The 9,889-nt window shown below is 32.6% G+C and carries 6 protein-coding genes and 1 pseudogene; all 7 read left to right on the forward strand.

Features of this window, described 5'->3' with window-relative positions; genetic code table 11:
* Positions 1 to 283: pseudogene (locus AABM47_RS05270) on the forward strand (outer membrane protein assembly factor BamD); the annotation flags it as partial.
* A gap of 1 nt (position 284) precedes the next feature.
* Positions 285 to 605: a DNA-directed RNA polymerase subunit omega gene (locus AABM47_RS05275; protein ID WP_338409882.1), complete on the forward strand. Its 321-nt coding sequence runs from the start codon at positions 285 to 287 to the stop codon at positions 603 to 605.
* A gap of 4 nt (positions 606 to 609) precedes the next feature.
* On the forward strand, positions 610 to 1,821 hold the full coding sequence (coaBC, locus tag AABM47_RS05280; RefSeq protein WP_338409883.1) for a bifunctional phosphopantothenoylcysteine decarboxylase/phosphopantothenate--cysteine ligase CoaBC: 1,212 nt from the start codon (positions 610 to 612) through the stop codon (positions 1,819 to 1,821).
* Between the two features lie 10 nt (positions 1,822 to 1,831).
* Positions 1,832 to 2,722 (forward strand): DUF4835 family protein, encoded by an 891-nt coding sequence (locus AABM47_RS05285; protein ID WP_338409884.1) that lies wholly within the window; start codon positions 1,832 to 1,834, stop codon positions 2,720 to 2,722.
* Between the two features lie 53 nt (positions 2,723 to 2,775).
* Positions 2,776 to 4,428 (forward strand): DNA repair protein RecN, encoded by a 1,653-nt coding sequence (gene recN / locus AABM47_RS05290; protein ID WP_338409885.1) that lies wholly within the window; start codon positions 2,776 to 2,778, stop codon positions 4,426 to 4,428.
* A gap of 60 nt (positions 4,429 to 4,488) precedes the next feature.
* Positions 4,489 to 5,676, forward strand: a complete 1,188-nt coding sequence (fabV, locus tag AABM47_RS05295; protein WP_338409886.1) for an enoyl-ACP reductase FabV — start codon at positions 4,489 to 4,491, stop codon at positions 5,674 to 5,676.
* A gap of 178 nt (positions 5,677 to 5,854) precedes the next feature.
* Positions 5,855 to 9,889 (forward strand): fibronectin type III domain-containing protein (locus AABM47_RS05300; RefSeq protein WP_338409887.1); only part of this gene is annotated, 4,035 nt, incomplete at its 3' end.

The following is a 9,889-nucleotide window of genomic DNA, read 5'->3' on the forward strand; positions in this document are numbered from 1 at the left end:
AGAATATAATAGAGATTTTTCAGCTCCAATTAAAGTTTTAGATATTTTTTTATCAGAATACCCAGGAACAAAATACAAAGAAGATGCTTTGTACTATAAATTTGATACCATGTATAAGTTTGGTATAAACAGTGTTGAATCAAAAAAAGAAGAACGATTAAAAAGTGCTAAAGCTGCTTATGAATCATTAATAAAATTTAATAATGATTCAACATACAAAGTGGTAGCCGACAAACAATTAGAAGAAATAGAAAGAGAATTAACGCAATATTCAAATAATTAAAATGGATTTAAAGAAAACTACTGCTCCAGTTAACACGATCACTTATAATAAAAGTGAAATTGAAGCTCCTACAGGAAATGTGTATGAAGCAATTACTATTATTTCAAAAAGAGCCAATCAAATAAATGCTGATATTAAAAAAGAATTGATTGAAAAGCTTGAAGAATTTGCTACTTATAATGATAGTTTAGAAGAAATATTTGAAAACAAAGAACAAATAGAAGTTTCTAAATTTTATGAAAAATTACCAAAATCTCATGCATTAGCTGTTGAAGAATGGTTAGAAAATAAAATATATTATAGAGATTCTAAAAATCAATAAAAATATGTCTGTTTTAAGCGGTAAAAAAATCTTACTAGGTATTTCTGGTGGAATAGCCGCATATAAAACAGCGTCTTTGGTTAGACTTTTTATAAAAGCAGGTGCTCAAGTACAAGTAGTTATGACACCTGCTTCTAAAGATTTTGTTACTCCCTTAACGCTATCTACTTTATCAAAAAACCCAGTATATTCTAGTTTTTATAATGACGATGATCAAAATGAAATGTGGAATAATCATGTTGAATTAGGTCTTTGGGCAGATTATTTTGTTGTTGCGCCTGCAACAGCTAATACATTATCAAAAATGGCAAATGGCATTTGTGATAATTTACTATTAGCAACTTATTTATCAGCAAAATGTCCAGTATACTTTGCTCCAGCAATGGATTTAGATATGTATAAACACCTTTCTACAGTAGAAAATTTTCAAAAATTAGAACGATTTACTAATATAATAATTCCTGCCGAAAGTGGCGAATTAGCAAGTGGACTATCAGGAGAAGGAAGAATGGCAGAACCCGAAAATATACTAGCTTTTTTAGAAAATGACATTGCCAGTAAGTTGCCCTTAAAAGGGAAAAGCATATTAATAACTGCAGGCCCTACCCATGAAGCTATTGATCCTGTTCGATTTATTGGAAATCACTCTTCAGGTAAAATGGGCTACGATATTGCATATGAAGCGTCTCAAATGGGTGCCCAAGTTATTTTAATTTCAGGACCCTCGCATCAAAAAATAAACCACCATTTAGTTAACGTAATTAAGGTTACTTCAGCACAAGAAATGTATGATGCTTGTTTAGAGAATTATTCAAATGTTGACGTAGTTATTGCAGCGGCAGCTGTTGCAGATTACCGCCCAAAACATGTTGCTTCTCAGAAAATTAAAAAGAACGATTCTACGTTTACAATAGAGTTAGAAAAAACAAAAGATATATTAGCGGTACTAGGTGAGCAAAAGAAAAATCAATTTTTAATAGGTTTTGCTTTAGAAACCGAAAATGAAATTGAGAATGCAAAATTGAAAATTCAGAAAAAAAACTTAGATTTGATTGTTCTTAATTCATTAAATGATTTAGGAGCAGGTTTTGGCAAATTAACAAATAAAGTTACATTTATTGATAAAAATTTTTCTGTAGAACCAAAAATTTTAAAAACGAAAGAAAACGTTGCAAAAGATATTATCGAAAAAGTAAAGCAGCATTTTCAATTATAAAAAACTAAAAATGAAGAAATCAACATTAATAATAGCTTTATTTTTTATAGCATTGAGCAGTATTGCACAAGAATTAAAATGCTCTGTTTCCCTAAATTATGACAGGGTTACTAATGTAAATGTTCAAATATTTAAAACACTTCAAACGCAAATGACGGAGTTTTTAAACAACACAAAATTTACAAACGACTCCTATGAACAAAACGAAAAAATTGAATGTTCTTTTTTTTTAAATATAGCCTCATTTGACTCTAATAATATTAAAGCCTCTTTACAAATTCAATCTTCAAGACCCATTTTTAATTCCAGCTATTCTTCTCCTATATTAAATTTAAACGACACCAATGTAGATTTTAGATACATTGAATATGAAAACTTTTTATATGACCCTAATAGTTTTTCGTCTAATTTAATTTCAATTTTAAGCTATTATTCAAATATTATTATAGGTTTAGATAAAGACACTTTTTCAGAATTAAGCGGTACTAAAGAGTTAGAAGTTGCTTCAAATATTATGGGTTTAGCACAATCTAGTGGTTACAGTGGCTGGAGCCAATCTGATAACAAAAACAACAACCGGTATTTTATTATTTCTGACATGCTTTCCAGCACTTACACACCTTATCGAAACGCACTATACTTTTACCATTTAAAAGGGTTAGATGTCATGTCTGATGATCAAAAATTAGCTAAACAAACAATTTTAGAAGCTATAAAAACGGTGTCCCAAATAAATAAAGTTCGACCAAATTCACTTTTAACTCGTACTTTTTTTGACTCTAAGGCCGATGAAATAGTTGGAATATTTTCTGGTGGTACCAAGATGCCAAATGTTGAATTACTTGAAGTTTTAAATAGAATTTCACCATTAAACTCAAGTAAATGGAATACTATTAGATAAGTGTTTCAAGGCCTTGTTTTTTTGTTTAAATTAGCGTTATATTATACATCTTCATGCTTCAATCATTATACATAAAAAATTATGCACTTATAGAATCATTAGAAATTAATTTTTCTGCAAATTTTTCTATTATTACGGGTGAAACAGGTGCGGGTAAGTCAATTTTGTTAGGTGCTTTAGGTTTAGTTTTAGGCAATAGAGCAGATTTATCGTCTTTAAAAGATAAAGATCAAAAATGCATTATAGAAGCACATTTTTCTATTTCAAGTTATAAACTCAAACAAATATTTGAATCTTTAAATTTAGATTATGATGACATTACCATTATAAGGAGAGAAATATTACCAACCGGAAAATCAAGAGCATTTGTAAATGATAGCCCAGTTAATTTGCAAGAGTTACAAGAATTAGGTAATTATTTAATTGATATTCATTCTCAATTTCAAACTCGAAATATAATTAATGAAGAATATCAAATAGAATTACTTGATAGAGTTGCTCAAAATGAGGGTCTTGTTGAACAATTTCAAGCGCAATTAAAAGATTACAAAACACAACTTACAGAATATAAAAAAGCTGTTTTAGAAAAAGAAATACTGGGTAAAGAGCAAGAATATAATTTGTTTTTATACGAAGAGTTAGAAAATGCAAATTTAAAAATTGGGGTGCAAGAAGAACTTGAGCAAGAATCAAAAAAATTAAATAATGTTGAACTTTTAAAAGAAAATATAAGTAAAGTAATTTCTATATCAAATCAAGAAGAAGTTGGTCTTTTGGTTAATTTAAACGAGGTAAAAATAAGTTTGCAAAAAATTGCTTCAATCGCCTCAGAATACAATAACTTATATAACAGGTTTTTGGTTTCTTTAATTGAAATTGAAGATATCATTTCTGAAAATGAAACTCTAGCAGAAAAAATATATGATGATCCTGCTCAAACCGAATTGGTCAATAACAAGCTTCGAGTAATTTATAATTTCCAAAAAAAACATCAAGTAAATACAGTTGAAGAGCTACTCCAGGTAAAAGAAAATTTAGAACAAAAAGTTGTAAAATTTGATGACATTGATTTTGTAATTAAAAAACTACAAAACACCATTGAAACGTCTAAGGCTGCATTAGATAAACAGGCTAAAATAATTACAAGTGTTAGAGAAAAAGCTTCGCACCTGTTTATAATTCAAATCACACAAATTATCACACAATTGGGAATGCCTGATGCGCAATTTAAATTTGAAATTACTCCATCTGAAACCTTTAATAAATTTGGAAAAGATCAAATTAACTTATTGTTTTCGGCTAATAAAGGTTCAAAACTAGAACCCATTAAAAAGGTGGCATCGGGTGGCGAAATGTCGCGAATAATGTTGTCAATTAAGTCTGTATTAACCAACTATTCCAAATTACCAACTATTATTTTTGACGAAATAGACACGGGTGTTTCAGGCGAAATTGCTTTAAAAATGGGGGATGTTATGAAGCTCATGAGTGCTAAAATGCAAGTTTTTGCGATAACTCATTTGCCTCAAATAGCTTCTAAAGGAAACCAACATTACAAAGTATTTAAAGTTACTCAAAACAACGACACCATATCTGAGATTAAATTATTAACCGAAAATGAACGAATAGTTGAGATAGCAGAAATGTTATCAGGAAAAAATATTTCAGAATCTGCAATCAATCACGCTAAGGCTTTGTTAAACTAAAATATTCAAATTACATTTGCCGAACTGATTTAATATATAATAAACTAAACATATAATAAAATGATTATAGAACCAAGAATGAGAGGATTCATTTGTTTAACATCACACCCTAAAGGTTGTGAACAAAATGTAAAAAATCAAATTGAATATGTAAAATCAAAAGGCCCAATTGATGGCGCAAAAAAAGTGTTAATTATAGGTGCTTCAACTGGTTTTGGTTTGGCTTCTAGAATATCAAGTGCCTTTGGGTGTAACGCCGCTACAATTGGTGTTTTCTTTGAAAAACCACCACAAGTAAACAAAACAGCTTCTCCAGGTTGGTATAATTCTGCTTCCTTAGAAGTAGAAGCTACCAAAGCAGGTCTTTATGCAAAAAGCGTTAATGGCGACGCTTTTTCAGATGAAATAAAAAGACAAACATTAGATTTGATTAAAGCAGATTTAGGTCAAATAGATTTAATCATTTATAGTTTAGCTTCTCCTGTAAGAATGCATCCAAAATCGGGTGTTTTACATCGTTCTTCATTAAAGCCTATTGGAAAAACATTTACGAATAAAACTGTTGATTTTCATACAGGTAATGTAACCCAGGTTTCTATAGACGCTGCTAATCAAGACGATATAGATAACACGGTAACCGTTATGGGAGGTGAAGATTGGGCAATGTGGATAGAAGCTCTTAAAGCTGAAAATTTATTAGCTAATGGTGCCAAAACAATAGCATATTCTTACATAGGTCCTTCATTAACTGAAGCCGTATATAGAAAAGGAACTATTGGACGTGCAAAAGATCATTTAGAGGCAACTGCTTTTGAAATCACAGAAAGTTTAAAATTACTTAATGGGCAAGCCTACGTATCTGTAAATAAGGCATTAGTAACTCAGGCTAGTTCTGCCATACCGGTTATACCATTATACATATCATTATTATATAAATTAATGAAAGAAGAAGGTATTCATGAAGGTTGTATTGAGCAAATTCAACGTTTATATGCCGATAGAGTTTTTACTGGAAAAGAAATCCCGTTGGATGAAAACGGAAGAATACGAATTGATGATTGGGAAATGCGTGATGATATTCAAGAAAAAATTGCAATTTTGTGGGAAAAAGCCACCACAGAAAATTTATCTCAAATAGGAGATTTGGCAGGATATAAACAAGATTTTTTAAACCTTTTTGGATTTGGTTTTGAAGGTGTAGACTATTTGGCTGATGTTAGCGAAATGGTTCAAGTTCCAAGTATTTAAAAGTATATAAATTGTATTAAAAAAAACCCACGATATAGTGGGTTTTTTTTGTGATTAATTCAAATTATTACTTATAAAAGTACATTTATTATTTTTTTTTGTAAGAAAAATAGAGTTATTTGTAAGTAAATTCGTATTTTGGTTGTTTAATTATTTATTAACCATCAAAAAACAAAAAATGAACAAAATTACATTACTGATAACAACTTTGTTATTTAGTATATTGGGTTTCGCGCAAACTACAGTTACTATAGGCGCTGGTACACTTTCCAGCTCCGCTAATGGTAGTCCAATATACAGATCCTCTGCTACAAGTACTTTTAATTATTCTCAGTCAGTACAATTGTTAGATGCAGCCAGTCTTAGTGCAGCTGGAGTTACTGCTGGAGCTACTGTTACCAAAATTGCGTATTATAAAACAACAGCTTTTACCTTAGCTGCCGGAAGAACCGCAAATTTTAATATCTATATGAAGGATTCAGGTAATACTTCATTAGTTACGACTCAAAATATGGCAACATGGACAGCTGGTTCTACACTTGCTTATTCTAATGCTGCATATTCTGACGCAGATATGGCTGCTGCTACCGGATGGGTAGAGTTTAACTTAACTACTCCTTTTAGTTATTCAGGTGGTGCTATTGAAATAGCATTAGATTGGTCAATTAATGACGGTGCAGGTGCTGCATCTACTGGGGCGTTTAGCTGGCAATATGCTACTGTAAACCCTGGTCAAGCTGTTGGAACATCGAGCGGAACTCCTATAACAGGGAACTTGACAACTAATGCTACTAGATTATATGATACTCAGTTGACATTTACAACAACACCATGTAGTGGAGTTCCTGCTCCTGGAGCAACTGTTGCTTCAGATTTATCTCCTTGTCCTGGAGCAACTGTGACATTTAGTGCTCAAAATCCTACACTTGGTTCAGGTGTAGGCTATCAATGGTATAAAAATGGAACATTACTTGTTGGTGCAACTGGTGCTACTTATGCTGAGGCTATAACTAGTACAGAATCGTTTTATTGCGAAGTGACATGTTCAGGAAGTACAACTTCAGCATCCCCAGTGACTGTTTCACCAAACCTTATAAATACATTTCCTTGGTTAGAAGACTTTACTATATTTTTGCCAAATTGTTGGCAACAAGCAGATAACGGTGATTTAGTATCAGGTCCAGCAACTTTTGGATCTAACTCTTGGGTATCTGATGGTTTTGGAAATAATGGTACAACAGGTGCTATTCGTTATGAAATTTGGTTGGCTGCGGCAAATGACTGGATTATATCACCATTAGTAAGTATACCTGCAACGGGCTATGAATTAAAATTTGACGCTGCTGTTACGCAATGGAATACTACTGCACCATCTACTGCACCATGGGAATCAGATGATTATGTTGAAGTTTTAGTTTCAACAAGTTTTAGTAATTGGACAGTTTTATATACATATAACGACTCAAATGTTCCTTCACCTATAGGTGACGCAAATATTATTGGTTTAGATTCTTATGCTGGACAGAATGTTAGATTTGCATTTAGAGTTGTTGAAGGTGCCGCAAATGGTTCTACAGATTTAAATTTTTATGTTGATAATGTTCAGGTAAGATTAACACCTACCTGTATAGAGCCAACTCTTTTAACTTCAGATACAGTAACAATAAATTCAGCTAATTTAGGATGGACAGAAGCTGCTACATCTACTGCATGGGAAATTGAATATGGTCCTTTAGGATTTACATCTGGAACAGGAACAACAATTTCTGCAACTACAAATCCATTTATTGTTTCAGGATTAATGGCAAACACAACCTATGACTTTTATGTAAGAGCTGTTTGTAGTGCTTCAGATTCAAGTTATTGGACTGGACCATCTACTTTTAAAACAGAATGTGATGATGTTACAGACTACATAGAAGATTTTGAAGGATATTTAACAGGCAGTGCAAATCCAATGCCTGATTGTTTTGATAAATTAGGTGCAGGTACAACGTATATAACAACAGGTTCTACTGCTCCAATGTCTACAGTAAATAGATTGTATATGTATGCAAGTAGCACAGCTACAATACCTACAGAGTGTTATGTTGTATTGCCTTCTGTATCAAATTTACAAGCAAATACACACCGATTAAAATTTAAAGGATATGCATCTCTTGCAGGTAGATTTTTAGAAATAGGTTATTTAACAGATCCTACTGACTTTAATTCATTTATTCAAATAGAAGATGTTTTTTTAGCATCTACAGCTGCAACAGCAACTGAATATATTATAAATCCGTCAGGAATTCCTGCAGGAGTTAATTATTTATGTATAAAAAATCCAGGCTTTCCATCAAGTTACACCACCGCATATATTGATGATGTTATTTGGGAAGCTATTCCGTCATGTGCAGAACCTACATCACTTATTGCCTCTGCAATAACTGATGTAACAGCTACCTTAGGTTGGAGTGCTCCATCTGTAGCTCCTGCTAATGGATATGATATTTATTATAGCACATCTAATACGGCTCCAGACGCAACAACAGTTCCAACTGTAGAAAACAATACAACTATATCTTATGATGCAGTTGGTTTAACGCCAACAACTAATTATTACTACTGGGTACGTTCAGATTGTGGTAGTAGCTCAGTTAGTCCTTGGTCTTTTATAGGAAGTTTCGCTACTACATGTAGTACATTTGCAGTTCCTCATTTGGAAGATTTTACTACTTATGTACCGGTTTGTTGGCAAGAAGCAGATAATGGAGATTTAGCTTCAGGCCCATCAACATACGGCTCAAGTAATTGGGGTGTAGATGGTTTTGCTAATGTAGGTTTTACAGGTTCATTTAAATATAATATTTGGCTTAATAGTGCTAATGATTGGGTACTATCACCATTGTTTAATATTCCTGCAACGGGCTATGAATTAAAATTTAACGCTGCAGTTACACAATACGGATCACCTAATGCTCCAACTACGCCTTGGGAATCTGATGATTATGTTGAGGTTTTAGTTTCTACAAACTTCAATAACTGGACTGTTTTATATACTTATAACGATTTAAATACGCCTTCAAATACGGGTACCGTTAACATTATAAATTTAGATGCCTATGCAGGACAATCAGTACGTTTTGCATATAGAGCAGTTGAAGGCGCCAACAATGGTGCTGCAGATGTTGAATTTTATGTTGATGATTTTGAAATTAGACTTACTCCAACAACTCCTCCTTTATGTGCTACCAACGTAGTTGCAATACCAAATGCAAATTGTGGTAATGAAGCTACAGTAATATCTTGGGATTCTGCTTCTGGTTCAGATGGTTATTCTATTTCAGTAGGAACTACAACAGGTGGTACTGACGTTTTAAATAATGAAGATTTAGGCGCAGTTGTAACATATAATTTCGTTGGAACAGTTGGAACAACTTACTATTATACAATAACTCCTTATAACGCATTTGGTTCAACTGTTGGATGTACAGAAAATACTTTTACTACTGTTGCCACAGGATGTTATTGTGTTTCTCTCCCAACATCAAATGATGGTTCAGGTATTACAAATGTTCAACTAGGAGCTACAGATTTTTCAAATGGAGATGTAATGTACTTTGATCATTCTGCAACAGCTGCAGATTTTTACCACAGTTTTTCTGCTAATGTTCAAGTTTCATTTGCTACAGGATATACTTACGACACACATATTTGGATTGACTTTAATGATGATTATACTTTTGATTCAACAGAGTTAGTTTATTCAGGAACATCGCTAGGATCAAACCCAACAGTTTTAGACGCCTCATTTATTATGCCTGCTACAGCGCCTTTAGGCATGCATAGAATGCGAATAGGTTCTTCAGATACAGGTCAAGCTACACCAAACCCATGTTATTCGGGCTCTTATGGTGTTACTTTAGATTTTTCTGTAAATATCATTGATTGTGCTTCTACTGCACTAGCTCCTACAGGTGTTGCTGCACAAACTTTTTGTAATGGTTTAACTGTTTCTGATTTAGCAGCTACAGGTTCAACAATACAATGGTATGATGCTGCAACAGCAGGTAACTTGTTACCATCAACAGATGTTTTAGTAAACGGAACAACTTATTATGCATCAGAAACATTAATATGTGAAAGTATTGCAAGACTAGCAGTTACAGCTACAGTTAATGCTCCAGTTGCTGTTCCGGTAGGTGCTGCAACACAAACTTTTTGCTTGTCT

Origin of the sequence: uncultured Flavobacterium sp., from assembly GCF_963925415.1 — a bacterium.
GTDB lineage: Bacteria > Bacteroidota > Bacteroidia > Flavobacteriales > Flavobacteriaceae > Flavobacterium.

Excerpts from the sequence above, each read along its gene's own strand:
- AABM47_RS05275 (WP_338409882.1), top strand. The coding sequence starts at position 285 with ATGGATTTAAAGAAAACTACTGCTCCAGTTAACACGATCACTTATAAT.
- coaBC (WP_338409883.1), top strand. The coding sequence starts at position 610 with ATGTCTGTTTTAAGCGGTAAAAAAATCTTACTAGGTATTTCTGGTGGA.
- AABM47_RS05285 (WP_338409884.1), top strand. The coding sequence starts at position 1,832 with ATGAAGAAATCAACATTAATAATAGCTTTATTTTTTATAGCATTGAGC.
- recN (WP_338409885.1), top strand. The coding sequence starts at position 2,776 with ATGCTTCAATCATTATACATAAAAAATTATGCACTTATAGAATCATTA.
- fabV (WP_338409886.1), top strand. The coding sequence starts at position 4,489 with ATGATTATAGAACCAAGAATGAGAGGATTCATTTGTTTAACATCACAC.